The sequence below is a fragment of the Dyadobacter diqingensis genome (assembly GCF_024220585.1).
GTDB lineage: Bacteria > Bacteroidota > Bacteroidia > Cytophagales > Spirosomataceae > Dyadobacter > Dyadobacter diqingensis.
In genome coordinates this window covers 1-26,894 of sequence record NZ_JAMXKF010000011.1, presented here as the reverse complement: position 1 = coordinate 26,894, position 26,894 = coordinate 1, and the positions used below count along the sequence as shown (strand labels likewise).

The window sequence follows — 26,894 nt, the reverse complement described above, 5'->3', positions numbered from 1 at the left end:
GTATTATGCGTATTTAACGGATTGCCGTACATTTGATGCTTCAAAAGTATCCGGCCCTTTTTGGTATTTACTTTTGCCCGATTGGTTTACTTAAAAACCAGGAGGAAACCACTAATGATAAACAAAAAAATGGCTTACGCTTCTCAAAAAGACCAAATACCTGTATTTTTTGAAGACACTTCAATTGCATTTGCTTCAAAATCAGACTCTCAACTCAGGAAAACCTACTGGTTATTTAGCTTAATGAATCAGGCTCGAGTGGTAAATTTAGGCACTTTTTTTATAAAGATCGCTCTAAAGCTTCACTTACCTATAAAAAATCTTATTCGGGTCACTATTTTTGAACAATTCTGTGGGGGTGAGACGATTAGTGACTGTCAGCATACTATTTCAACATTGGCCCAATCAGGCGTAGGAACGATACTTGACTACTCGGTTGAGGGAGAAGACGATGAAAATAGTTTTGATTCTACCGCCGAAGAAATTTTGCGTACCATTCAAAAGGCTTCGGAATCCAAAGATATACCTTTTTCAGTTTTCAAGATCACCGGAATTGCTTCCACTGATTTATTAGAAAAAGTTCAACGGAAAGAAACGCTGTCTGACTCCGAAGCGGCGGCCTATGCAAGAGTAAGAGAAAGACTTGAAAAACTTTGTGCGTTATCCAACAAACTTAATGTCCGCATATTTGTAGATGCTGAGGAAAGCTGGGTTCAGGGCGTTATTGATGACCTGACCTACGAAATGATGGAAAAATATAACAAGGAAAGAGCCATCGTTTACAATACTTATCAATTTTACCGTCACGAAACGCTGGCATCCCTTAAAAATTCCTATATCACAGCCAGACAAAAAGGTTATCTGCTGGGCGGAAAACTCGTACGCGGGGCCTACATGGAAAAAGAACGCATGCGTGCCCGGGAGAACGAATATTTTAATCCGATCCATACTTCCAAGGAAGCCACCGATAAAGACTACAATGCTGCCATTGATTTCTGCCTTGAAAATGTGGAACATATCTCCATATGCCTGGGCACCCACAATGAATTCAGCTCTCAGTACTGTACCTGCAAAATGAAAAAGCTGGGCATCAAAAATGATGATGGCAGAATCTGGTTTGCGCAGCTTCTGGGCATGAGCGATAATATTTCTTACAACCTCGCCAAGGTGGGTTATAATGTTGCGAAATATGTCCCATATGGCCCTATCGATGCTGTCTTGCCTTATTTAATCCGCCGGGCTGAGGAAAATACCTCCATCGCCGGGCAAAGCAGCAGGGAATACCTGTTGGTAAAAAGCGAAATGCAAAGAAGAGGATTAAGGTCTTTATAAGGAACTTGCTATTTTTGCACTCACATCGATATTAATTGTAATCAATCTGGAATGAATCAACCAAAAAATCCAAGCCGGTATTTACTGTTCAGCGTTTTATTAATTGCAGTGGATCAATTGTCAAAACTTTTGGTCTATAAGTATATGGAACCGGGGTTTTCAGGACAGATTTTATTAATTGGAAACTGGCTTAAACTGCACTATGTATTGAATCCCGGTATGGCCTTCGGTATGCAGCTTGGGCACGAATACGGCAAATTATTCCTTACACTTTTCAGATTGCTGGCCATGTGCGCCATTGGCTGGTACCTGGTGCATCTGGCCCGTAACGGCGCGTCCAAAGGGTTATTATGGGCTTTGGCCATGATCCTGGCAGGAGCAGTTGGAAACGTAATTGACAGTACATTTTATGGCGTTTTTCTGGATAACGCGCCTTATGGCTCGCCAACACCCTGGTTCCACGGTCAGGTTATTGATATGATTTTTGTGGATTTCTGGGAAGGATTTATTCCCGAATGGGTACCGGTCTGGGGTGGCCAATATTATTCCACGCCGATATTTAACATTGCCGACTCATGTATCTTTGTCGGTGTTTGCAGTATCCTTATCTTCCAGGGCCATTTTTACAACCCTGAGGAAGGAGATCACCACAGCAGAGGAACTGACAACGACGTATCACCTGAAACGCTCCCAGAAGACAATCAACCTATTGAAACGGATATCATAAACGAATCATCGCAACCAGAAGAGACCTCTGTAAAAGACGAATTCGTAAATCCGGATTCTCCCGAGATTTCTCCTCCGCTAAATCCGGAACAAGAAGAAAACAAAAAAGAGAGCTTGTAGCTCTCTTTTTTGTTTTCAGTTTAATATCTAAAACTTCCTTTCGGATTACTCGTCTTTCTCCAATGGCATAAAATCCTTAAATGCCTTTTTAATCGCAGCGTCTACTTTCTTCTCGTCATAACCTGCTGCTTTTTTATTCTCCCAGTTCGCATCCAGTTCCAAAGCAACCAAACCGCTCAGGTTCATCAAAGCTTTGAATTCATCCAGTTTTCTGATAAAATCAGGTGAGCGGCGGGCAGACTTCTGTGCGTATTCACGTGCAAATACATCTCCCTTATTCTGCAATTCGTTTTTCTTCTGCATTACATAGTTAAAGCGGTCCAGCAAGCCATTGGTGGATTTACCAATAACTTCCGTGGCTTCAAGCGTCCCCAGTGTTGCAACGGTTGTCCCTCCGAGCGTCGTGATATAACCTCTCGTTTCCACGCTTGATTTTGCGATAACAGGAGCCAGACCTGTCGTTGCCCCTAAGGATGCATTGACCAGTGAGCGACTTCTCTTACCTTTCTTAGCCCTTCCGTAGGCTCTTTTGAGCTCGCCTTCTTTCTCTTTCATTTGCTCCAACAAGCTCCAGGCATTAACCAACCCGCCGCGGTACAAGCCGTAAACGTAAGCATCACGCTCTGCTTCATTAACTGTGTTCTCGATCAGGAACCGTAACGTTCTTTCCTTTTTGTTCTGCGCCTTGTCAAGCACATAAAACGTGATATTGAAAGCAAGCGAGTCAAACGGATCTTTTACAAACTCATAACCCGGCTCCCAAATGAATTCATAACTCGTTGGTGCATTTTTTACCAATGCCGACTGAGGCACATTTTTGTTTTCAGATACAAAATCAAAAGTGGCAATATCATCGTCACCGTTCGGGTCAGATAACGTAAATTTCAAATTGATGCGGTTATTTTCCTTGCTGCGTACAAGCTGGTTCTGCGGTACGATTTTGAAATCCGGTTCAAGATCCATCTGCGTTACTTCAAGTTTCAGCCGGCCTTTTGTACGGACTTTCGATGGCTGATCTTCCACGAAAAACTCGATATATCTCGGTCCTTTTTTTAATAGGTTAAATTGTGTTGTGGAAGGATCCCAGATAATCTCACCGGCAGCCGTCATGCGCATCCCTTCCGGCATGCCGTCCAAAACGGGAATAAAAACCACCGGATCACCATCCGCATCACGAACAGAGTTCATATCGATCTGATAGGTATTCTGCGTTTTATACTGGACGTAAAATGGTTTTAGCTCATCTACTTCCGGCGCACGGTTTACGTGCATGATTTTAAAAGCAACCTGCTGAGAAACCGTTTCGCCTGCCAGATTAACGGCTTCAAAAACGATTGGCCACAATTTAACCGTGTTGATCCGGTCTGCCATTTCATACGTTGGCGTCCACACGAAATGTCCCGTGGAATCAAACTTCATATCTTTTCTCCAGCCGCTCGTAATGCTGTAACGGATCGAATCGCTCTTTCCCCCGCGCACCTGAAGATGAAAATTTATTTCCTTGCCTTCCTCCAATGTATTCCACTCCGCATCTTTTGGAAAAATCAACTGAAATGATGCATTTCCCCCATTGGCCTGCGTATTATCCTGTGCCAAAACCGGATAGGAACAGAATGAGGTTAGTAATAGAATGAGAAAGTAAAAGATATTTTTAAAAACCATAATAGCAGAAATATAATTTATTTTATGAGCTAAGGAATATAACTTCCATAACGCAAAATTAACAAATCCTGTATGCTTAACGTTCTGAATACTTCTGTTTTTTTAGAAGCCAGAATTTTCGATATATCCAACGCGCTTCATTTTGCACTTTTTAAATACAGTACAATTTAAAACATATTGGATGTCAGGTCCGAGAGCACTACCAATAAAAAAACTCCCTAAAACAAATACCGGGGAACAGTCTGTAAAAGACTACTCCCCGGTATTATATATTCTAAAAAACTTAGAAAAAACTACTGCTTATTTCTTTTTAGGCGTAGCAGCAGGTGTTGTTGCAGCTGGCTTTGTTGCAGGTGCTGGTGTTGCAGCAGCCGGTTTGGTTGCAGGAGCAGCAGCTTCTACTTTGTCAGGATCGATACCCAATTTTTTGAAGATAAGAGGTGTTGCGTTGTTTTCCTCAGATCCGGCATACAAAATAATTGGTGTAGTATTTGCTCCTGCATCCATGTTAAGGATGTAAAGGAACCCACTTTCTTTACCTACTTCCTGAATTGCGTTGTTCACCTTTGTAAGGATTGGTTCAAGCAATTGCTGTTGTTTTGTTTGCAAAGACTGTTGCGCGTTGGTTTGCATTTCCTGAATACGAGTTTGCAGGTTTTGCAATTCCTTTTCTTTATCAGCACGGATCACGTCAGTCATCTGCGCACCGTTTTTCTGATATGCTTCGTATTTTTCCTGAGCTTCTTTATAAGTCTCGCCAATGGCTTTATCCAGCTGTGCTTTTGTTACTTCAAGTTGGTTTTGCATTACTTTACTCTCAGGCAACTTGCTGATCACGTAGTCTACATTGGTATAACCAATTTTAGTCAGTCCGCTAGCAGGAGTTGTTTGCGCCAAAAGAGGAGTACTTAGCATGGCCATTGCGACCATAAACACTATCAATTTTTGTTTCATTGTTTTTTTACTATTTAAGTTTATTGGTTGTACTTTTTTGTTTAGGTGAGCTCTCCTTTGGTGCTACCGACGGTTCTTCTTTTACTGGTTTTTCTTTCGCAATAGCTTTGGCAGGCTGGGCGTCTATTCCCAGTTCTTCCATAATATAGTCCGAATAGTCGTGCTTTGGATTCGAGTAAATCATCCCCACATCACTCGATTTATCAAACATAAAATCAAGTCGTTTCTGGATACATATTTTCGATACCGCCCTTTGGACTTTCTCCATTACCGGTTTCATCAACTCCTTCTTCTTTTGGAACAACAACCCTTCCATACCGAAAATCTTGCTGTTATATTCTCTCGCCTCAGCTTCCTTTTCCTTTATTTCTGACTGTCGTTTTCTCTTAAGATCGTCGGTCAGCAAAACTTCTTCCGCCATGTAGGCACGCTGCATTCTGCTAACGTCAGCAAACTTGTCCTGAATTTCCTTGGCCCACTTTTCGGAGAACTTTTTCATTTCCGTTTGCGCCTGCTGATATTCGGGCATTTTACTGGTAATAAACTCCATATCGGCATACCCGAATTTCTGAGCCATTCCCTGTCCGCTGGAAATAAGGGACAAAACTAGTAAAATAATAATGTTCTTCATGCCAAGCCGCCAATAATTTAAACAGGTTTAACGAAAAGGGATCTATAATATTATCTGATTTGCTGCCCGATGGTAAAGTGGAACTGCGCTCCGCTTTTCTTCGCCTGCCCCTGAATACTATCAAACCCGTAACCCCAGTCAATACCCAAAAGACCGAACGCCGGCATGAAAATACGGGCACCTACCCCGGCAGATCTTTTCAGATCAAAAGGATTAAATTCTTTGTAAGTCCCCCAGTTGTTACCACCCTCTGCAAAACCAAGAATGAAAATGGTTGCCTGCGGATTAAGCGAAACAGGATAGCGAAGTTCCATCACATATTTGTTGTAAACAATACCACCACCTGACGCCGGATACCCCTGAGATGTCAAAGGACCAACTTTCTGATCTTCATAACCACGCAAACCGATGATGTCCTGGTCAGCAAGTGAGAAAGATCCCTGACCTGCCAAACCTGATCCCCCAACGATGAAACGTCCGAATTTACTGAAATCAAGTTTTTTGTTGTATCTGCCCAAATAACCCATGTGCGTTCTTGCACTCAATACCAGCTTACCTGTGATGGTGGCATAGTACGTTGCATCAAACATCCACTTGTTGTATTCTACCCAACGGTATGTGTCGCTGATATCTTTGTAATCGTTTTTACGCAACGCTGAATAAGGAGGCGTAAAAGTTGCACTTAAAGAGATATTCGATCCGCTTCTCGGGAATTGGAAATCACTTAAAGTGTTACGTGAAATCGTTGTATTGAATGAAATGTTGTTGGAAATACCATTGCTGTACCCGATCCGGAAAATATCCAGGTCATTCAGACGATAACGCTGATAAGACAATGAGTGTGTTAACACAAGGTAACGATCCGGCTCTTTCAAACGACGGCCTACCGATAAGGTAATACCCGTATTGTAATATCCGCCGCCATAGTTAACACCACTTCCTGCACTGGACTGATAATAGTTGTTATAACTTGCTACACGATAAACGGTGTGCTGCAAAGAAACCCCGAAATTGATCGGCTTTTTACCTCCCAGCCAAGGCTCGCTGAACGACATCGAATAGGTCTGATACTGCTTACCGTTTGCCTGGAAACGAAGGGATAATTTCTGACCGTCCCCTGATGGAAGTGGTCTCCATGTTTCTCTGTTCGGAATGTTACGAAGCGAGAAGTTATTGAAAACAAGACCCAGCGTACCTACGAAACCGATGTAACCTCCCCAACCTCCGGAAAGCTCGATCTGGTCAGATGGTTTTTCTTCCACGTTCCATTCGATATCCACCGTTCCGTCCTGCGGATTTGGAATCGGGTTTGGAGCAATTTTTTCAGGGTTGAAATACCCCATTTGAGACAGCTGACGCTGCGTGTTGATAATCTCCGTCTTGCTGAATTTCTGTCCTGGCAATGTGAAAAGTTCACGTAATACTACACGATCACTTGTTTTGGTATTACCATTCAGGATGATGCGGTTGATTGTTGCCTGCTTACCTTCAAACATACGAAGTTCAACATCAATCGAATCGCCGTCAACAGCCTTTTCAGTCGGATCAATACGGAAATACAAATAACCGTCATCCATATAAATGGAGCTGATATCACCACCTGGAATTCCATTGATTTTCTTTTCAAGTTCTTCCGGGTTGTAAACGTCACCTTTGTTAATAGCCAGTCTTTCACCCAGGAATTGAGACGTGTAAAGGTAGTTACCAGTCCAGCTTATATTGCGGTAAAAGTATTTTTTACCTTCATCAATTTTCATGTTGATGCTGATCGTTTCTCCGTTACTTTTAATGGTATCGAATTCAATCGTTGCATCACGGTAACCGTTTTTACGGTAGTAAGCGATAAGTTTTTCCTTATCCTCGTCGTATTTTTTAGGAATATATTTTGAAGGATTAAACAGACGGCCAATGCGTTTCTGCTTCGTTCCCTTCATTTTACGTTTCAGCGTAGCGCTGCTGATATCGGAGTTACCCTCGATATTAATTTCTTTGATTTTTACCTTACTTCCTTTTGTAATGGTAAAGTTCAGTGTGGCTTGTCCACGTGTGGAATCCGGGATTTGCAGCACCTTTACTTTGGTGTTGTAAAAACCTTTATCCATGTAATATTTTTTGATGACAAGCTGTGTATTCTTGATCACCGTAGGCGTAATCACACGGCCTTTGATCAGCTTTACCTTATCATTCAAAGTTTCTCTCTCTCCCTTGCGGACACCAGAAAAAGACACTTTGTAAAGTCTGGGACGCTCTTTGATGTGAATGTTAAGCCAGATCTTTTCTGCTTCTACTTTGGTTGCCATGATTTCCACGTCATCCAGCGTTCCGAAATCCATCATTCTTTTGATTGACGATGGAATAGCCGGGCCCGGCACACGGATTTTGTCCCCAGGTTTCAAACCCGAAATAGAAACCATAGAATTCGGATCCAGAAACTGCGTTCCCGAAACCGTAACTTCTGCAATTGTATATTCCTTTGGATTAGCAGGATCAATACCGAGATTAGCAGTAGATGCTGCCGGTTTTGGAGATGCACCCAAGCCTACTTTTTGCGCCTCTGCCGAAAAACACCAGCATAACAATACTCCTGTTAGTGCCCAATTACTTTGTACGAATGTTTTAATAAAGTTTCTCACCAGGTTCATATAATTCTACTTAGCTCCATTCGCTTTTACTTGTTCACCGGTTTTACCAAAACGTCGTTCCGTTTTCTGGTATGCCAAAATTGCCTGATAAAGATGCTCCTTGCGGAAATCGGGCCAAAAAAGGTCTTTATAAAAATACAACTCTGCATATGCGAGCTGCCACAACAGGAAATTACTGATCCGGTGATCACCACCGGTGCGCAGCATCAGGTCCACTTCCGGTCTGTCCTCAGTAGAAAGATGCTGGTTCAACAAAGTTTCGTTGATTTCTTCAGGCTTAATATTACCTTTCTGAACACCCTCTGCAAGCTTTTTCGCTGCCTGAACAATATCCCATTTCCCGCTGTATCCCAACGCAAGAATAAGATTAAGCCCCGTATTATCGCGGGTACTTTCAATGGCTTCTGCAAGCTGGTTCTGGCAACTCTTCGGCAAACTATCCATATCGCCAATCGTGTCCAGCTTCACGTTGTTTTTCTGCATCGTAGGAAGCTCGTTGCGGATAGACTGCACCAGCAATTCCATTAATGCGCGAACCTCAAACTGCGGACGAGCCCAGTTTTCTGTGGAAAATGCATAAAGCGTCAGATAGGATACGCCAAGCTCTGCACAGCCTTCGGTCACTTCTCTTACTGCTTTGATTGCATTACGATGGCCGAATACACGTGCCGCCCCCTGGTTCTGTGCCCACCGCCCGTTACCATCCATGATAACGGCTATGTGCTTTGGCAGATTGCCCGAATCAATGAGTTCTTTCATTATATCTGAACTCTTTTAACCTTTTTTAACAAAAACAAACGAACCATTATACGCCGATCTTATAAATTCTATTTGATGTTTTTTCAAATCTGACTGTAATGTGGGTCCTCTGCTCCTATTGAGGTACGCAGATTGTGCCACAATTGTGTCGAAAAATATTAAATTTCAACAACAAAAATTCGTGTTAACAACACAAATGTACTGATAAAGAGCACATTAAATCAATAACACACACGTCGGATTTTAACAAGGGCGCAATTTAGGAATAAGTATGCCGTCTTCAAAATCAATATTTCCAACAGCACACCAGGATGCAAGGTGATTAATTATCAAGAAGATGGCGAATGACTTCCGTATAAGTGCTCCCGCTTTGCAGTTGAGAGACTTTCTTGTCACGCATCACAACGACATATTTGCCATTAAAATGCTTTTGAATTTCTTTGATATGATGGGAATTTACAATACCAGCCCGGCTGATGCGAAGGTAATGGGAAGGAAGTTTTTCTTCCAGGGAGGTCAGCGTATAGTTCAGAAGATACTTTAACCCATCCAGCGTGTTGAGAAACACGTACTTCTCTTCTGCTTCAAAATGGGTGATTTCGGTCAGGGGAATAAGCAGGATCCGGTCTCCTGATTTTACGGACAATGAGAAGATTTCCTTTTTCGGCTTCATTTCTTCCAATAAACGTAAAAGGTTATCAGAATAGGGATTGTGCCTTTCTCCGGTTTTAAAACCAGCCTGAAGAATATTACGGATCTTGTCGATTGTCTTTAAAAGCCGGTCGTTTTCAACAGGTTTTAATAAATAATCCACCGAATTCTCTTCAAAAGCACGGATCGCGTATTGGTCATAAGCGGTTGAGAAAACAACCAACGGCATTTTTGTCAGTTTGGCCAGCATTTCGAAACCGTTGAGAAGCGGCATTTCTATATCCAGAAAAATGATTTCGGGATTATGTCTGTCAATTTCCAGCAGACCTTCTGCCCCGTTTTTTGCTTCCGCTACGATCACGAAAGTTTCCGGATGTTTTTCCAACAGTCTCCTGAGCCGGCTTAATGCCAAAGGCTCGTCGTCAATCAATATAGTCTTTAAAGGAAAATTCATTTGAGATTAATTTTTCGCAGCGAAACGATGCGTGGAATTAACAATTATTTTACAACAGCATTTCAAAATTAGCAACTATTCCATGTCTTCTTCGCCTTTCCCGATCACGGATTTAAGAATCGAAATATTTACCGACTTATTTGGCTCGTTGTGAAGTTCCAGACGGGCGTCATCGCCATACAACAATTTAAGTTTCTCCTGGATGCTCCGAATGCCATAACCCGCGCCCATTGTGTCCGCAAAAAGCGGTCCGTTGTCGTGTACACAAAGATGCAGCCAATCGTTTTCTTCATAAATTTTGACAATGATCTTGCCCTGATCCGCCAGTTTTGCCACGCCGTGTTTGATGGCATTCTCGACAATTGGCTGCAAAATAAACTTGGGAACCTGAAGTGCTTTCAGCTCCGGATCGGTTACCTCTACCTCAAACTGCAACCTTTCTCCGAACCTTACCTTTTCTACCTGAAGATAGGTCTGCACCATTTCGAGCTCATTTTCAATGGTATCAAAGTAATCTCTGTTTTTACGACCTGTTGTGTAACGGAAAAGTTTCGATAACAATAGCGTCATTTCCTCGGCCTTATCCGGATCTTCATGTACCAGGCTGGCAATACTGTTCAGCGCGTTGTATAGAAAATGAGGGTTGATTCTTGCCTGCAAGGCATCCAGTTCCGCACGCGTTTTCAGTTTTTCAAGATTGAGAAGCTGATACTCCTGATCCGAAATTTTCCGGGATAGCTGTCGTCCCTGCCGTGCCAGATAATAAAATACGTTGGCAATAATAACAGGACCGATCGTGTACCAATACCAGGCATTGTTCTGAGCCGCTTCCAGGGGATACTGAACTTGTACCGCCTTAAAAATCTTTTGTCCAAATGCGAAATACATGCCCATCGACAATGCCAGAAAGAACAAAATGATAACGGTACTCAAAGCAAGATGCCGAAGAACGACTTTATCAATCATCGTGTCCAGCCAAACCGCCATATTTTGGGCAATTAAAACCGTCATGACCCCGCCAATAATATTCTGAGCAATAAGGTATTGGTTGAGCTGAACCCGAACGGCGTTGGATGTATATGCAATTTCGAGCGTGAAATAAATGATGGCGCTTGTCCCGTAGAGCATCAGCGCCCCGATGAATACGGCCACCAACGTCCCGATCCAGCTCTGGCTCTGGATAAGCCCAATCAGTTTGAGATCCTGCCAGTTAAACGATTTCCCCTGAGAGGAAAAACTGAAATTAGCGCCTTCAATCTTCGCCCCGGTCATATCCGTGTCGGTCAGACTGCTAAAACTCATATCTGCATTCGTCAGATCCGCATTCCGGAACGTCGCTTTTTCCAGGGATGCAAAACGTATTTTCGCGCCGCGTAGATTGGATCCGTCAAAATTGATCCCTTCCAGGCTTGAAAAACTAAAATCGGCTCCTTCCAGATTCATGTTACTAAAATCCCGTCCTTCTAGCGAAGTGCCGGTCATACGCAAAGGCTTTTTCTTATCTTCCATCGGGTTATTCCTAAATTCTTAATGACTTACTGATTCGCCTGCGAGAGCATCCACTCCGCTTCCATTTTACCCCATTGCGGAGCAATTGAACTTTGCGGTTTGAAAGCAGCAAATTTTGCGATGGATTTTTCGAGTAAAGGTTTGGCCACTTTCTTTCCTCCGCCGTATTCTTCCGGCGTAAAAAACAGACTTGACCCTTCAAGATAATAAATACGCGGGTTATCGCTATTTACCGCTTTGGCCGCGTCAATATTTTCAGTGAACAACGCGCCGTACTTTTGCCAGCGGTTCATGCCGTCGGCTGCAAGCCTGATCTGCGCCGCATAGGCTTTCATGATCAGTATTTCATCGGAAGGTTTTCCGGCCAGTGTTTCCGATTCCTTCAGCAGGCCGTCTGCCTTATCCAAAAATTTATCTTTCTCCGCAATCGAGTTCCCCGACAAGCCCATCAGCGTATAACAATACGCCGCATAATATCGTGGCAGCCACTCCTTCGCTTCTGCGGTGCCAATGCGTTCAAAGCGGTTGGCTATTTCCTGTAATTCAACCGGATCATTTTTTGCTTTGTCTACCTTGTCCAAAAGGCTGATCGAAGATTCCATGGCCTGCACATACTTTTCATTTTGTGCAAAAACGCTGATCATCGAAACCAGCAGCAACGCGGATGTAATGAATAACTTTTTCATAATTTTTCTTGATTGGGGATCGGTATGATGTAAATAGGTTATAAATCGTTTTTATCAACTTTGGCTTTTTTCGATAACATAATCTGTGTACCGACAAAGAAACTGCGGTAACTTTGCGGTCCCACCGCATACCGGGTTTTTCCGTCGGGTGTATAGCGATAGGTGAACACATTTTTAATGTTGAAAATATTGTCAACAGAAGCATACAGAATAATCAGGTTTCCTTTGATACTTGTAAGCTTGCTTGCCTGAATACTCACATTGTGCACGGCAGGCGTACGATCTGCTAAAAATTCCTCGTTGTTCGGATTGTAGTAAGGACGTCCGCTGGTAAAAGCATAAGTCATATTCAGGCTTGTCTGGATTTTCTCAAACCATTTCTTGGTAATCAGACTGGCATTGTGATTTGAAATAAAAGTCGGGGTGGCAGCGTGATCAAATTGCTGAAATAACCTTTTGGAATCGACATAACTGTATGTCACCCAGTAATCAAAGTTTTTGATCGTTTTCTGATCTCGCCAGAAAAAATCAAAACCTCTCGCATAACCGTGTCCGCCATTGTTGGTTGTTCCCCAGGGAAAACGATAAGGATCCGCATCATAAGCCTGCCCCGTAAATTCGCGGACGAGCTGTGCATAATTCTTATAAAAAGTCTCAAAACGGAACGTACGCTGATTTTTGATGATTTGGAAATTCAGGATCAGGTGATCGGCTCGTTCGAAATTGAGATTTTTATTAAGATATAAATAACGATAATCAGGGTTTTGATAAAACTGTCCGGCTGCCAGCGAAACCTGGCTGTACTTCCCGGTTTTATAAGCAAACGATAATCGTGGTGCTACGTTGAAACGATCCAGCAAGGAAGAATATTCACCACGAACACCCACGCGGCCGGCAAGCTGCCGCGTCACATAAATTTCACTCTCCGCAAAAACCGCCGTGTAACGGTCTTTCAGATGATACAATGTACCATCCACCCCGTTTTGCAGATTAATAACATGTGCCTCTCCGCCAAAAAGAACCGAATTGTTACCCGATAATAAACGTGTCAGTACCAGGCGTGCCTGCGTTCTTTCGTCGAAACGATCAAAATGAACGGCGTCAAAGGTCATGTTATCTTTATTGCGGCTATAAGAAAAACCGGAATTCAACAGCCACTTCCCATCGCGCCACTGGTCCGTATAGGTGCTCGTTACAAAAGCATTGCGGTTTTTAAGATCAAGTTTCATCTTACCCGACTCGTTAGACGGATCTTTTGAATTCATGCTAAGCCGGCTGTCGGAATACATGCCATAGACTTTCAGCACACCATGTTTGGTTGGTTTCAGGCGATAAGTAAGGGAGGAGCCTTTGAATTCAGGCTCATGCAACCAGTCCACATTCTGCTTAACCAATGTAAAAAGTGGTTTCAGGTTTCCATAATAGGCAACAGCGGATATAGACTGATTCTTGGTTGCATAATCATAATTCAGCCCGGCATTAGCAAGATTGAGACTTATTCCTAAACCATTGTTACTGGCCTTATCGGTCGTATTCAGCAGCAACACCGAAGACAGAGCCTGCCCGTACTGTGCCGAATACCCGCCGGTGCTGAACGACGTTCCCTTAAACATAAAAGGGTTGAAGCGTCCCCGCTGCTGCACATCCGGCAAAGAACTGAAAAATGGATTCTGAACAATCATCCCGTCAATAACCACCTTGGTTTCCTGCCCTGACCCGCCGCGCACAAACAGGCCTTCCTGCTCTCCTACCCGTTGCGCGCCAGGTAAAAACTGTATAGCACCTGTAATATCAGCGGCTGCTCCGGCAGTCGTAACGATATCGAGCGGTTTAAGCATCGCCATCCTTTTTTCATCAGATGCCTCAAAAGCACCGGCCGTAATGACAACCGTATTTAATTCATTGGCCAATTCTTCCAGACGAAACTGATAGACAATCTCTTTCCCTTTTAAGGAAAGCTTCGTTTCAGCAATTTCAAATCCGACATAACTGGCTGCCAGTGCGGCACTGTCCTTTTCAAAGGTTTTAAAATAAAAGGCACCGGAAGAATCCGTGGTAGTGCCGTCATAAGTCCCTTTCAAAAACACATTGGCTCCCGGCAGTGCATGTCCTTTTTTATCCATTACCTTTCCCTTCACCACCGTTTGCCCGTAAGCAACCGAGGTAGAAAAAAACAGCAGATAATAAAAAAGCTTCATGGCTGACAGATTTTGTGTTTTTGATGACACAAATCTATCGACCATGAAGCCAGTATGTTACCTAATTCCGACGAACTGCGCCTTAACACAGCATGAACTTCGGAACTATGGAAATGAATAAAAAATCAAAGTCCTACAATTCTTCAAGAATAAGATCTTTCCAGCGCACTTTGATGCCTCCGCCGGAGTGAATCTGCAATGCAATCGATCCGTTTGCTGCTCCAATTTTAGCATCATCAAAATCAACCATAGCGTTGCCGTTCAACCAAGTCTGTACTTTTGGGCCCACCACGCGGATCCTTAAAGTATTCCACTCACCCATTTTCAGGAAACCTTCCTTTTCGTCCGGGATTTTCACCAGCCACTCGCGGCCATACGATTCGTAAACACCACCCGTATCATGATTTGGCGGTGCCACCTCTACCTGCCAGCCCGAAACTTTTGTGCCATCCACCGTCGATCTGAAAAACACACCGCTGTTTCCGTTTGCTTCCTGCTTAAACTTTAAAGACAGATCAAAATTCTTGTAGAACTTGTCTGTTGTCAGGTAACCATACTCTTTGTCCGGACCGCTTTCACAGATCAGTTCACCTTTTTCGGCATACCATTTTTCGGTTCCATTGATTTTCCAGCCTGTTAAATCTTTGCCGTTAAACAATTTTACCGTCTTCTTTTTAGTTATAGTTCCATCGCCTTGAATGGCCAGAAAGGCGGAACTTGTAAACAAAATGACCGCACAGCATGCGGCTAAAAATTTAAACTTTAACATGTTGCATTGGGGTTTAGGATTAAAAAATTTCGGTTTTAAAATTCATCAAACTACAATTTCAATTAGTTTTACAAAAATTAAACCGATTCGAAGCTATGAAAAAAATCAACTTTATAGGGCGTTATACGGCAATTTTTTTGTCGGTTCTATTATTGGGCACCGCAATAACCTCCTGCAAGGAAGATGACAAGGACGTTGTAAAACCTAAAACCATCACTGACGTTATTTTGACCAACAGCCAGTTTTCAATCCTGAAAGAAGTTATTATAAAAGGTGATTTAACTGATGAATTCAGGTCTGAAAACATAACTATTTTTGCCCCTAGCGATGCAGCCTTTAAACTTTCGAACATAACGAGTGCAATGGTGACCGCCGATCGGGATTCGGCAAGAGCTTTTGTATACCGTCACGTACTGAAAGACAAACTGACTTATGACCAGATTAAAAAGGACAAGCTTGGAAACAATCTGACATTTGATGGAAAAGGAGTCATTAATATTAAAAAGAGCCCAACTGCCGACTCATTATTGATCATTAATGGTCTTGCTTCGGTCGTTACCAAAAATGTTAATGCCGACAATGGCATGATTCAGGTGGTTAATAGGGTGCTTGACAAGATCAAGTAATTTTTACTTCCAAAAGAAAGGGCCTTATGTCGATGACATAAGGCCCTTTCTTTTGGAACAGTGTGTTCTTAGAATTGCTCCGTGTGTGCGAAAAAGAAGTTTCCTTCAATTTCAGCGTTTTCGTCCGAGTCAGAACCGTGGATCGCGTTTGCTTCGATTGATTTTGCAAACAATTTACGGATCGTTCCTTCATCAGCATTGGCAGGATTTGTCGCGCCGATCAGCGTACGGAAATCTGCTACTGCATTTTCTTTTTCAAGGATCATCGGTACAATAGGACCTGATGACATGTAGGCACATAAATCGTTATAGAAAGGTCTTTCTTTATGTACTGCATAAAACTCTCCCGCACGCTCAGGAGTTAATTGTGTTTTCTTAAGGGCCACAACACGGAATCCGGCTGCCTCAATCATTTTAATAATAGAACCTGAGTGTCCGTCTGATACGGCGTCAGGTTTGATCATCGTGAAGGTCTTATTGGTTGACATACAGTTTGCTATAATTTATTTGGCTGCAAAACTACAATTTTCATTTTATATAGCCAGCAATTCTGCAAGGAACCTCATTTAAGCATAAAAACATTGGCCCGAGAATAAGCCTTTAGTACTCAACATTAAACAAATCCCAACAGTTTTGTTAATTTTGTGATCAAAATGCAGGGTCCAAGTTTTCTTTTTGAATTAAATAACTGTGAATCAAACCATTGAAGAGCTTGTTGCTTTTCTATCTACTCCTCAAAAAATCATCATCACGATGCACAGGGATCCTGACGCTGATGCGCTTGGTTCTTCGCTTGGGTGGGCAAGTTATTTATCCAAAAAAGGTCATACAGTTACCGTAATAAGCCCAACCGACTATGCTGCAAACCTTTGCTGGCTACCGGGCATGAGCGAAGTGATGGTATATGAGAAGGCTGGTGAAAGCGGAAAGGCAAAAAGAAAAATCGAAGAAGCGACTTTAATTTGCTGTCTTGATTTCTCGGCGCTGTCCCGTTTAAAGGATCTCGGAAAAGTAGTTCAGAATGCAAAGGCGCCTAAATTAATGATTGATCATCATCTGGAACCCGAACATTTTGCAAAATGGATGATCTGGGATACAGGCGCTGCGGCAACAGCTCAGCTGGTTTATGCGTTAATAAAAGAAATTGAGGGAGACGTTCCCACCACGGATATTTTTGACATCCCGATGGCCGAATGTCTTTATGCAGGAATCATGACCGATACCGGGTCTTTCAGGCATGGAAACGTAACACCGGCCGTTCACCTGGCCGTTGCAGATCTGATGCTGACAGGATTTGATTCCAGCAGAGTGCACAGGCTGATTTATGATAATTCGCCGCTTTCGCGCCTTCAGTTTCTGGGTTATGTGTTGTCCCAGAAATTAATCGTGCTTCCCGAGTACCGGACCGCTTACATGGTACTGACGGAAGCAGAACTGATCCGGTTCAATTCAAGCGCGGGAGAAACAGAGGGGATTGTCAATTACGGATTGCAGGTGGAAAATGTCGTGATGTCGGCATTGTTTATTGAAAGAAAAGGAGAGATAAAAATATCGTTCCGTTCCGTGGGAGCTTTTTCGGTGCGGGATGTTTCAAGCACTTATTTTAGTGGAGGAGGCCACAAAAATGCGTCAGGAGGAAGAACGGAGCTTTCGATCAATGATACCGTCGATCTCTTTTTATCCATCCTTCCCAAGTACAAAGAAGAACTTTTAAAGGTTGACTAATACATTTATAACATTCACATAAATATTTTTTAATTAATACAATCCAATGAATCTTAAATCACTAGGTTATGTACTAGGCATAACTATCCTCGCATCAGCCTGCGACAAGTATAAGACTAAGGTTAATGAAAACGGTCTTAAATACCAGATTTTTGAGCACGATGACGAAGCTCGCAAAGCGAAACTTGGTGATATCATGTCATTTCATCTGGTTCTTAAAAACGGTGCTGATTCAGTTTTAAAAGATAGTTACAAAGACAAAAACCCTGTAAAACTGGTTCTTCAGGCTCCTCCTTTCAAAGGAAGTTTCGAAGAAGGTTTGGCTATGCTTGCAGCAGGTGACAGTGCGAAATTCTTCATCAATGCAGATACATTATTTGCAAGAATGATGCAGCCACTACCTCCAATGATCAAAAAAGGTTCAGAAATTACTTTTACAGTTAAAGTTTTGAGCGTTCTTACTTCTGAGGAATTCCAGAAACAACAGACAGAATCTGCTGGTAAACAAAAAGCAGTAGACGAAAAAGTAATCCAGGATTACCTTGCAAAAAATAACCTGAAAGCAAAAGCGCAGCACACGGCTTCGGGATTGTATTATGTGGATGAAGTGGTTGGTACAGGTGCTAACCCTACACAGGGCGACAACGTGAAAGTGCACTACACGGGTAAACTTTTGGACGGAAAAGTATTTGACAGTTCTAAAAACGCAGGTAAACCTATCGACTTCCAGGTTGGTGTGGGTATGGTTATCCCAGGTTGGGAAGAAGGTATTATGCTGATGAAGAAAGGTGGAAAACGTACACTTATCATTCCATCAGGATTGGCTTACGGTGTTGACGGTTCTCCGGGCGCAATTCCAGGTAACTCTGTATTGTTGTTCGACGTTGAATTGGTTGACTTTACAAAAGGCGCAGCACCGGCAGCAACTCCCCCTGCTCCGGCACCAGCCAGATAATATTAAGTTATAAAATTGAAAAACGGCTGCTTCTTCTGATGTGGCCGTTTTTTGTTAAACAGCATTTTAAAATAAATCAACTCAATCGATGAAACTCTGTTTTGCAACGAACAACGCCCATAAACTGGAAGAGATTCAGGACTTATTAGGCGATTCATTTTCCCTGACCACTTTGCGTGAAATCGGCTGTGAAGAAGAAATTCCGGAAACGCATGACACGATACCGGAAAACTCTTTTGAAAAAGCAGAATATATCTGGAAAAACTACGGTATCAATTGTTTCGCGGACGATTCGGGTCTTGAAGTAGATACTTTAAACGGGGCTCCGGGTGTACATTCTGCCTATTACGCCGGCCCCCAGCGGGATGCGGACGATAACATGGACCTGCTTCTGGAAAACCTGAAAGGACATGAAAACCTTGCGGCAAGATTTATTTGTGTGATCACCCTGGTTCTGGATGGTGAGTACCGCCAGTTTGAAGGGGCCATCGAGGGGAAAATTTCAATGGAAAAACGTGGCAGCCATGGATTCGGCTATAACCCTGTTTTTATTCCGGAAGGCCACGACCGTACTTTCGCTGAAATGACGATGCAGGAGAAAAGCGAACTAAGCCACAGAGGCAGAGCTTTTGAAAAATTGAAACAGTATCTGATCAGCTTGTAGGAAGTACTTGGCCTGGACTGTAAAAATCGTAAATTGAGAATCTTATTACCTATTCATTCAATTTACTAAATCCAGGCATATGTCCAATTTTAAATCCGGCACATTCCGTGTAGACGGCACTGAAAAGTTTGATATCAAAAAAGCCAGCACCCGCTTCAAAGATATTTATGACGACAAAGAGGAGTACGAATCCATGCTGGCAGATTTTGTTAAGCAGCTGGACGAACTGCAAAGCAAAATGTACGCCCATAACCGTTACGGGCTTCTGATTATTTTCCAGGCTATGGACGCTGCCGGAAAGGACGGGACGATCAAACACGTGCTGGCGGGTGTAAATCCGGTAGGCGTCAAAATTCATTCGTTTAAACGCCCGACAGATACCGAACTTGGCCACGATTTTCTGTGGAGAACCAATAACGTACTTCCTCAACGCGGCACAATCACGATTTTTAACCGTAGTTATTATGAGGAAGTATTGGTAGTAAAGGTGGATCCCGAAATACTGACAGGTTCTCAGCGGCTTCCCGCAGAGCTGACAGAAGACCTCGACAAGGTCTGGGATCAGCGTTATACCGACATAAAAAACCTTGAAAAATACTTGTACCGTAATGGCATCCGGGTTATCAAGTTCTTTTTAAATGTTTCAAAAGAAGAGCAGGCCGAAAGATTGATCGAACGTATCGAAGATCCCAACAAAAACTGGAAGTTTGAGGAACAGGACGTTAAAGTGAGAGACAAATGGGATGAATACCAGCAAGCTTATCAGGACGCAATCAATGAAACGGCCACCAAAAAATCGCCATGGTTTGTCATTCCTGCTGACGACAAAAAGAATACCCGCCTGATTGTCGGAGAGATTATTGTAGAGGAGTTAAAGAAAATGGATATGAATTATCCCGAGGTAAGCCCGGAACGTGCAGCAGAATTGCAACGGTTTATCCAGATTATCAAAGATCAGAATACGAAATAAATATCGGTTTAAAGCAAAAATGGAGCCTGACGATTGTCAGACTCCATTTTCTTGTTAAGCTAAAAACACTGTCAGAGTTATTACTTAATCGTGAAGTTTGTTCCTCCGATTTTATAACCTTCTGAATAAAGTTCAACGCTGTATTTACCAGGACGGAACTGAGATGTATTATCATACAACATTTCCACTTTCTGGTTGTTGTTCTGGTATGCTACCGATTCACGTGTTGTGAATTTCGATGGCGCACCGTCAACTTCAAATTCTCCTGAACCAGTAGCATCGTCTGCTACCACGGCTCCCTGAGGATCCAAAACTCTCACGTAGATATCTTTTGATTCCTGCGCAGTAAGCGCGTTTTCAGGTAGGTTGAAAACCAATTTCAGTTTATCAACACGTTTTGCTTTATACTCTTCTTTGTCTTTTACTTTACCTCTTGAATTCACTGTCAAAACTTTGATGTTTTGCGCTTTAAGAGCAGCTGCCTGACTAACCTTTGCAGATAGTTCTTTGTTGGCAGCAGTAAAAGTTACAACTGAATCAGTAAGTTCAGCCTGGCGTTGCACGAGTCTCTGACGCTCGTTTGTCAACGTACCTACGTGTGTGCTTAGTGAATCATTTGATGCTACCAGATGCTCGTTTTCTAATCTTAACTGAGCGATAACTTCATCTTTTTCAGCAAGGAACTTTTCGTACTCCTTAATTTTGCCAAGGTATTTGTTTGTTTCAACCTTGTTGCTTCTGCGAAATGCGATCTTATCCTTTTCAAGTTGTTCTTTAACTTTCGTAAGTTCCGAAACATCTCCGCCAAGTTTTTCGATCTCTGCAATTTTCGCATCAAGTACTGTTGAAATCGAATCAAGTTTTGTTTTGGTTAATGCCAATTCTCTGGCTTTTTCCACTACCATTGATTCCTGCTGTGTCAATTCACTTTTCTGAGTAGTGAATAGATAGCCAAACATGGCCGTTGCTAGCCCAAGGACAACTACCATTGCCCACGCTATTGTCTGCTTGTTTTTCTGTTCTGGTTGCATTGAGAATAGGTTTATTTTAATTGTGTAATGTTTGATTTATTTAGATTTTCAGTTAGACTCTGAATCATTTATTACCAATATCATTCCCCAACTTTCCGGGCATCTTAAAAAATGTTACAGTCACGCAAAACCTAGTTCTACAAAACAAAAAAAACGCCATTACAGCGTTTTTAAGCATATTCAATAAAATAAATGATAAGAATAATGTTTTTTTTACCAGTTTTATACTTATCAATAATCGCCCAAATTTCTGGGTACGGCATACACAAATTAGGGTAAAATACTACAATCTGGAATAATATCCACTAGTAACTTACCTGTGCTTTGATGTCAAAATCCTTCTGGTCGGTCATGGCAAGTTTCTGATACCCTTTTATGGAATAAGATGTCAGATGCCATTGGTTCGATTGGCTGACACAATGCATCTCAATATTCTTTTCCGACTTATACAGCTTATTTTCCGACCGTAGCAGCGCCTTGATCGATATGGGATTTTCTGAAATTTTATCCAGTTGTACCTTCAGATAACGCACAGGCAGGTTTTCTGTCGGTTTTAGGGTATAAATAACAGTCAGAGAATCCGGTTTCTCCACAACATAACTTTTACTGTACGCTGGCTTATTAATATCAGCCTGGATAAATAATTCCAGCTCTTTTTTCCAGTCAACATTTTTAGTGGACCGTTCTTCCTTTTTACCAGCAACGCTCATTTGCTTGCTCACTTTCGGCTTTTGTTCCGACAAAAAAGCAATCTGCGTTTCTATAAATCCTTTGACATCATAATAGGTTTTCTTCTCTGCCGGTTTGTCCTGCGCCTGATCACACCCCATCAAAAACAGAAAAATGATTACAGACAGGTATTTAATAAATTGATTGCAAGAGCGTTGAAGCGTAAAATGTTGAAATCCGGTATTCATATTTTATTTAAGTAGCCAGCACTATGGTGAAAATACTCGGGAAAGACCCGTATAAAAAATCAGAGAGCCTGACCCAGACTCTCTGACAAAAATAACACCTTTTATACTTGTATAGTTTACAGAATGCTGTCGCCAGTCATTTCTGCTGGTTTGGCAACCCCCATCAAATCCAGGATTGTTGGTGCCATATCAGCCAGTTTACCATTTTTGATTGGTTTTTGGTATTCATTATCAACCAAAATACATGGTACCAAATTTAGCGAATGGGCAGTATTTGGTGATCCGTCGTCGTTGGCCATGTAATCTGAATTACCGTGGTCAGCAATGATGATCGAAGTATAACCATGTTCCAGGCCGGTTGTTACAACCGACTGTACACATTGATCCACCGTTTCGCAAGCTTTTACAGCCGCTTCAAAAACACCTGTGTGGCCAACCATATCCGCATTGGCAAAGTTCAGGCAAACGAAATCAACCTCTTCCTTGATCAATTCAGGGACGATCAAATCACGAAGTCCGAATGCAGACATTTCCGGCTGAAGATCATAAGTCGCCACTTTCGGAGACGGACTTAACAAACGGCTTTCACCTTCAAATGGTTTTTCACGCCCACCCGAGAAGAAAAATGTAACGTGAGGATATTTCTCAGTTTCAGCGATACGGATTTGTTTTTTCCCAGCCGCTTCCAATACTTCACCTAAGGTATTGTTAAGGTTATCCTTATCAAAAATGACGGAAACACCTGTGAAGGTATCGTCATAATTGGTCATCGTGATATAACGCAGATTCAGTTTGTGCATATTCTGCTCGTGGAAATCTTGCTGCGTCAATGCTTCGGTGATCTCACGGCCACGGTCAGTACGGAAATTGAAACAAACGACTACGTCATCTTCTTCAATAACCGCAACGGGCGAACCGTCTTCTTTTACCGCGATGATCGGCAAAATAAATTCGTCCGTCACACCTGCTTCGTAAGATTCCTCCACAGCCGCCAAAATACCACCCGCCTTAACATGTTTGCCTTCGCCAAGAACCATGGCGTCATAAGCCAGTTTTACACGCTCCCAGCGTTTGTCGCGGTCCATTGCATAATAACGACCGGTAACGCTGGCAATCTGGCCGGTTGATGTTGCCATTGTTTCTTCCAGTTCGGTTAGGAAACCAAGGCCACTTTTCGGATCCGTATCACGGCCATCCGTGAAAGCATGAACGAAAACATTGCTCAAACCTTTGTCAGCCGCAATTTTACACAAACCTTTTACGTGGTCGATGTGTGAATGCACACCACCATCCGATACAAGGCCGATAAAGTGTACTTTCTTATTATTTACCTTCGCAAAATTAAGGGCGTCTGCCAATACCGGCTCGTTCGCCAGTGTCCCGGAAGAAACCGCAAGATTAATTTTCACAAGATCCTGATACACGACACGGCCAGCGCCAAGGTTGGTATGCCCCACTTCGGAATTGCCCATTTGTCCGTCTGGCAAGCCTACTGCAAGACCACTTGCTTCCAGTTTGCTATGCGGATATTTTGCTAAAATGCTGTCGTAAAATGGTGTTTTCGCAGCCAGAATAGCTGAACGGTTTTCTTCTCCGGCTTTGGCAATTCCCCAGCCGTCCATGATGATAAGGATTACTTTTTTTCCCAATTTCGTATTTGTTTAAAAATTCTGCTTTATATATTTCAAGAATCCGGCTGTAAACGAAGGTTATCCGTTTAAGCCAGACTGTGTTTTTCAATTAAAAAATCCAGAAAGGCGGTTCCGCTTCTCTTTACAATTCCGTAAACATCGTCAAATGCCAAAAGTTCTTCATAATAAGGATCCGGAACAATAACCGCATCTGCTCTTTCAGGATCAAACATTCTGTATAAATATAACTGATCTTCGGGCAAATAAAATCCATGGGCACGAAAGCTCTCCTTCCGAATATTCTCGAAATTAGACTCATCCATGGCCACAATGTAATTGAAATTAATAAAATCTTCGAAGGAAAGCTGTCTGGCCTGATGCGTCAGGGTAAGGCCATTTGCCGAAGCCACTTTGCGCATACGTTTATCAGGCAAACTTCCGATGTGATAAGCTCCCGTGCCCGCCGAATCGCATTGAATCAGGTGATCAAGCCCTTTTTGTTTGACAAGATCTTTAAAAACACCTTCTGCAATCGGGGAACGGCAAATATTTCCTAAGCAAATAAAGAGTACGTTAATCAAAGTGCAGTGGTAAGTAAACAGTTTTAGAGTGAACAGGATTGCCGGGGAGTCTGTTTGCTACTGTTACAAGGAAATGGCCCGATCTGTTAGCGGAGCATTACTTCCTATTCCTCTTTCCGGCTTTCGATGGGTTGATTGTTTTCATCCACAATGACATAAACATCTTCATGTGGCTTTCGCATGTAATATTCTTCACGAGCCCATTTTTCAAGCATTTTGGGATTTCCAAAAACTTCGTTACGCTCGCGCACTACCTTTTTTATTTTGTCTTCCAGTATGCTTTTTTGTTTTTCAAGTTCTTTCATTTTGACGCGGTGCGACAAAACTACTTTGAGGTTGTTGTTATCCAAAAACAAAATCCACACCAGCCATACCACAAAAGTTGCAGTATAGAATTGTCGCATGGATTGCAGAAGCCAGTAAGATTTGTTCTTTAAATCGGTCATGCTGAGAAAACAGAAAACCGGAGCCATAAGCTCCGGTTTCATTATACTAAAATTAGAATTTCAATCCTGGGAAGTATGCGCTTTCGCCCAATTCTTCTTCAATACGAAGAAGCTGGTTGTATTTCGCCATACGGTCAGAACGTGAAGCAGAACCAGTTTTGATCTGTCCTGTGTTCAACGCTACTGCAAGGTCAGCAATTGTAGCATCTTCTGTTTCGCCTGAACGGTGAGACATGATGGTTTTATAGCTGTTTCTCTTAGCAAGATTAACTGTATCGATTGTTTCAGTCAATGAACCGATCTGGTTTACTTTAACCAAAACAGCGTTAGCGATCTGAGACTCGATTCCTTGCTGCAAACGTGTTACGTTTGTAACAAACAAATCATCACCTACTAACTGACATTTTTTGCCAATTGATTCAGTAAGTGTTTTCCATCCAGCCCAGTCATCTTCGTCCATACCGTCTTCGATAGAGATAATAGGGTATTTAGCAACCCACTGAGTCCAGTAGTCAGCCATTTCAGGAGAAGTCAATTTACGTCCGTCTGATTTTTTGAAGTGATAGAAACCATCTTCGTAGAATTCAGAAACAGCTGCATCCATCGCAATGAAGATATCTTCACCTGGCTTGTATCCTGCTTTTTCAATCGCCTGAATAACGATTTCAATCGCTTCTTCGTTTGATCTGATGTTTGGAGCAAATCCACCTTCGTCACCTACATTCGTAGAGAATCCTTTGCTTTTCAATACAGTTTTCAAAGTATGGAATACTTCAACACCCATACGAAGAGACTCCGAGAACGTATCCGCTTTCGCAGGAAGGATCATAAACTCCTGGAAGTCGATTGAGTTATCTGCATGGCTACCACCATTCAGGATGTTCATCATTGGCACAGGAAGTGTGTTTGCATTCACACCACCGATGTAACGATACAATGGAAGACCAGCTTCCTGAGCAGCAGCTTTAGCAACCGCTAAAGAAACACCAAGGATTGCGTTAGCTCCAAGCTTGCTTTTGTTTGGCGTACCATCCAATTCAAGCATTATTTTATCAATCAGGTTTTGTTCGAAAACAGAAGCGCCGATCAATTCAGGGAAAATGATATCATTTACATTTTCAACAGCCTTCAAAACTCCTTTTCCAACATATACACTCTTGTCGTCATCGCGAAGCTCAACTGCTTCGTGCTTACCGGTTGATGCACCAGAAGGCACCGCAGCACGTCCTAAATAACCATTTTCGGTACGAATATCTACTTCTACTGTAGGGTTTCCTCTTGAATCCAGAATTTGTCTTGCATGTACTGACTGAATCGTACTCATTTGCAGCTTTGGGTTTGATTTGAAATGGATATATTAACGGTACAAAATAACACAAAAAAAATGTCATACGTGAGCCGCGAATCTATTTTAAGGTAAATTTACATTATCATAGAATTAAATTTTATAGTATGAAAAGTATTCTCATATCATTTCTGAGCATATTGCTAACCGCTTCTGCGGGGCTGGCTCAGACTCAGTTATCCACCAGTGACTTTCAAAACAAGCTGAATGCAACCAAACAAGCGCAATTACTCGATGTAAGAACGCCGGAAGAATATAACCAGGGACATCTGGAAAAAGCCGAAAATATCGATTACAAAAATACCGCCTTCAAAGAGCAGGTTGAAAAACTGGATAAAAATAAACCAGTGTTTGTTTATTGTCTCTCCGGCGGAAGAAGTGCCGCCGCCGCCAAAGTTTTGCATGAAAAAGGTTTTACCAACGTTTATGAAATGCAGGGCGGTTATTTGAAATGGACTTCAACCGGTAAATTAATCGATGCCCCGAAAGACGCCTCTGCTGCCAATAAAGGAATGAATAGCGCAGATTTTAAGAAGTTAATCAGTTCGGATCAATTGGTTATGGTTGACTTTTACGCACCGTGGTGTGCCCCATGTATCAAAATGCTGCCAACAGTGCATAAACTCGCCGAGGAGTATAAAGCCAAAGCTACGATTGAAACGATCCACTACGATCAGAATAAGGCCCTGGCAAAGGATCTTGGTATCGATGAAATACCCGCATTTCTTTTCTACAAAAAGGGAAAACTCATACTTCGCAAGAATGGCTTAATGGAAGAAGCCGAGTTCAGAAAGCTGATCGAGCAGAATCTTTAAAAGTTTCTAAACAAAAAGAGGCTGTCTCAAAAAGGCGGCCTCTTTCCATATATACCTCTCATGAAATTTTGATTTATAACTATATTTTCGACTAC

The 26,894-nt window shown here is 42.4% G+C and carries 25 protein-coding genes; 8 read left to right on the top strand and 17 right to left on the bottom strand.

The window, feature by feature from the left end; translation table 11 throughout:
• Nucleotides 1–129 precede the first annotated feature (129 nt).
• Both M1L62_RS24750 and M1L62_RS24745 read left to right on the top strand, forming a co-directional pair.
• On the top strand, nucleotides 130–1,332 hold the full coding sequence (locus tag M1L62_RS24750) for a proline dehydrogenase family protein (protein ID WP_254562332.1): 1,203 nt from the start codon (nucleotides 130–132) through the stop codon (nucleotides 1,330–1,332).
• Nucleotides 1,333–1,383: 51 nt separating this feature from the next.
• Complete coding sequence (locus M1L62_RS24745) at nucleotides 1,384–2,178, top strand: lipoprotein signal peptidase (RefSeq protein WP_254562331.1); 795 nt, start codon at nucleotides 1,384–1,386, stop codon at nucleotides 2,176–2,178.
• A gap of 45 nt (nucleotides 2,179–2,223) precedes the next feature.
• Here M1L62_RS24745 and M1L62_RS24740 read toward each other — a convergent pair whose 3' ends face one another.
• The 10 genes from M1L62_RS24740 to M1L62_RS24695 all read right to left on the bottom strand — a co-directional run bounded on the left by M1L62_RS24740 (nucleotide 2,224) and on the right by M1L62_RS24695 (nucleotide 15,093).
• A complete protein-coding gene (locus tag M1L62_RS24740) occupies nucleotides 2,224–3,840 on the bottom strand; it encodes a hypothetical protein (RefSeq protein ID WP_254562330.1) in 1,617 nt (538 codons plus the stop codon).
• A gap of 300 nt (nucleotides 3,841–4,140) precedes the next feature.
• Complete coding sequence (locus tag M1L62_RS24735) at nucleotides 4,141–4,794, bottom strand: OmpH/Skp family outer membrane protein (RefSeq protein WP_254562329.1); 654 nt, start codon at nucleotides 4,792–4,794, stop codon at nucleotides 4,141–4,143.
• A 10-nt stretch (nucleotides 4,795–4,804) separates the two neighbouring features.
• Nucleotides 4,805–5,425 (bottom strand): OmpH/Skp family outer membrane protein, encoded by a 621-nt coding sequence (locus M1L62_RS24730; protein ID WP_254562328.1) that lies wholly within the window; start codon nucleotides 5,423–5,425, stop codon nucleotides 4,805–4,807.
• Nucleotides 5,426–5,475: 50 nt separating this feature from the next.
• Entirely contained in the window at nucleotides 5,476–8,067 is a 2,592-nt protein-coding gene (gene bamA / locus M1L62_RS24725; RefSeq protein WP_374760319.1) for an outer membrane protein assembly factor BamA, read from the bottom strand.
• 6 nt (nucleotides 8,068–8,073) lie between these two features.
• Nucleotides 8,074–8,826: an undecaprenyl pyrophosphate synthase gene (uppS, locus tag M1L62_RS24720; protein WP_254562327.1), complete on the bottom strand. Its 753-nt coding sequence runs from the start codon at nucleotides 8,824–8,826 to the stop codon at nucleotides 8,074–8,076.
• A gap of 322 nt (nucleotides 8,827–9,148) precedes the next feature.
• A complete protein-coding gene (locus M1L62_RS24715) occupies nucleotides 9,149–9,931 on the bottom strand; it encodes a LytR/AlgR family response regulator transcription factor (RefSeq protein ID WP_254562326.1) in 783 nt (260 codons plus the stop codon).
• 75 nt (nucleotides 9,932–10,006) lie between these two features.
• The gene (locus tag M1L62_RS24710; RefSeq protein ID WP_254562325.1) at nucleotides 10,007–11,440 is read right to left on the bottom strand and encodes a histidine kinase; all 1,434 of its coding nucleotides are present in this window, start codon (nucleotides 11,438–11,440) and stop codon (nucleotides 10,007–10,009) included.
• 26 nt (nucleotides 11,441–11,466) lie between these two features.
• A complete protein-coding gene (locus M1L62_RS24705; RefSeq protein WP_254562324.1) occupies nucleotides 11,467–12,126 on the bottom strand; it encodes a hypothetical protein in 660 nt (219 codons plus the stop codon).
• Nucleotides 12,127–12,164: 38 nt separating this feature from the next.
• The gene (locus M1L62_RS24700; RefSeq protein WP_254562323.1) at nucleotides 12,165–14,324 is read right to left on the bottom strand and encodes a TonB-dependent receptor; all 2,160 of its coding nucleotides are present in this window, start codon (nucleotides 14,322–14,324) and stop codon (nucleotides 12,165–12,167) included.
• A 133-nt stretch (nucleotides 14,325–14,457) separates the two neighbouring features.
• Nucleotides 14,458–15,093, bottom strand: a complete 636-nt coding sequence (locus M1L62_RS24695; protein ID WP_254562322.1) for a 3-keto-disaccharide hydrolase — start codon at nucleotides 15,091–15,093, stop codon at nucleotides 14,458–14,460.
• A gap of 95 nt (nucleotides 15,094–15,188) precedes the next feature.
• Here M1L62_RS24695 and M1L62_RS24690 point away from each other — a divergent pair, with 95 nt between their 5' ends.
• Entirely contained in the window at nucleotides 15,189–15,719 is a 531-nt protein-coding gene (locus tag M1L62_RS24690; RefSeq protein WP_254562321.1) for a fasciclin domain-containing protein, read from the top strand.
• 68 nt (nucleotides 15,720–15,787) lie between these two features.
• Here M1L62_RS24690 and M1L62_RS24685 read toward each other — a convergent pair whose 3' ends face one another.
• Nucleotides 15,788–16,207, bottom strand: coding sequence for a nucleoside-diphosphate kinase (locus M1L62_RS24685; protein WP_254562320.1), 420 nt, complete (start codon nucleotides 16,205–16,207; stop codon nucleotides 15,788–15,790).
• 202 nt (nucleotides 16,208–16,409) lie between these two features.
• Between M1L62_RS24685 and M1L62_RS24680 the strand changes: the two genes are divergently transcribed.
• From M1L62_RS24680 to M1L62_RS24665, 4 genes are all read left to right on the top strand, one after another.
• Entirely contained in the window at nucleotides 16,410–17,444 is a 1,035-nt protein-coding gene (locus M1L62_RS24680) for a DHH family phosphoesterase (protein ID WP_254562319.1), read from the top strand.
• A 46-nt stretch (nucleotides 17,445–17,490) separates the two neighbouring features.
• On the top strand, nucleotides 17,491–18,399 hold the full coding sequence (locus tag M1L62_RS24675; RefSeq protein ID WP_254562318.1) for an FKBP-type peptidyl-prolyl cis-trans isomerase: 909 nt from the start codon (nucleotides 17,491–17,493) through the stop codon (nucleotides 18,397–18,399).
• A gap of 88 nt (nucleotides 18,400–18,487) precedes the next feature.
• Nucleotides 18,488–19,063: an RdgB/HAM1 family non-canonical purine NTP pyrophosphatase gene (gene rdgB / locus M1L62_RS24670; RefSeq protein WP_254562317.1), complete on the top strand. Its 576-nt coding sequence runs from the start codon at nucleotides 18,488–18,490 to the stop codon at nucleotides 19,061–19,063.
• Between the two features lie 79 nt (nucleotides 19,064–19,142).
• Nucleotides 19,143–20,033: a polyphosphate kinase 2 family protein gene (locus tag M1L62_RS24665; protein ID WP_254562316.1), complete on the top strand. Its 891-nt coding sequence runs from the start codon at nucleotides 19,143–19,145 to the stop codon at nucleotides 20,031–20,033.
• A gap of 80 nt (nucleotides 20,034–20,113) precedes the next feature.
• Here M1L62_RS24665 and M1L62_RS24660 read toward each other — a convergent pair whose 3' ends face one another.
• From M1L62_RS24660 to eno, 6 genes are all read right to left on the bottom strand, one after another.
• A complete protein-coding gene (locus tag M1L62_RS24660; RefSeq protein ID WP_254562315.1) occupies nucleotides 20,114–21,064 on the bottom strand; it encodes a DUF8428 domain-containing protein in 951 nt (316 codons plus the stop codon).
• A gap of 305 nt (nucleotides 21,065–21,369) precedes the next feature.
• Complete coding sequence (locus tag M1L62_RS24655; RefSeq protein ID WP_254562314.1) at nucleotides 21,370–21,981, bottom strand: hypothetical protein; 612 nt, start codon at nucleotides 21,979–21,981, stop codon at nucleotides 21,370–21,372.
• Between the two features lie 116 nt (nucleotides 21,982–22,097).
• Complete coding sequence (gene gpmI / locus M1L62_RS24650; protein ID WP_256527765.1) at nucleotides 22,098–23,630, bottom strand: 2,3-bisphosphoglycerate-independent phosphoglycerate mutase; 1,533 nt, start codon at nucleotides 23,628–23,630, stop codon at nucleotides 22,098–22,100.
• A 68-nt stretch (nucleotides 23,631–23,698) separates the two neighbouring features.
• Complete coding sequence (locus M1L62_RS24645) at nucleotides 23,699–24,193, bottom strand: low molecular weight protein-tyrosine-phosphatase (protein WP_254562313.1); 495 nt, start codon at nucleotides 24,191–24,193, stop codon at nucleotides 23,699–23,701.
• 104 nt (nucleotides 24,194–24,297) lie between these two features.
• On the bottom strand, nucleotides 24,298–24,681 hold the full coding sequence (locus tag M1L62_RS24640; RefSeq protein ID WP_254562312.1) for an FtsB family cell division protein: 384 nt from the start codon (nucleotides 24,679–24,681) through the stop codon (nucleotides 24,298–24,300).
• Nucleotides 24,682–24,691: 10 nt separating this feature from the next.
• Nucleotides 24,692–25,963, bottom strand: a complete 1,272-nt coding sequence (gene eno / locus M1L62_RS24635; protein WP_254562311.1) for a phosphopyruvate hydratase — start codon at nucleotides 25,961–25,963, stop codon at nucleotides 24,692–24,694.
• Between the two features lie 128 nt (nucleotides 25,964–26,091).
• Between eno and M1L62_RS24630 the strand changes: the two genes are divergently transcribed.
• Nucleotides 26,092–26,799, top strand: a complete 708-nt coding sequence (locus M1L62_RS24630) for a thioredoxin domain-containing protein (RefSeq protein WP_254562310.1) — start codon at nucleotides 26,092–26,094, stop codon at nucleotides 26,797–26,799.
• Nucleotides 26,800–26,894: the final 95 nt, after the last annotated feature.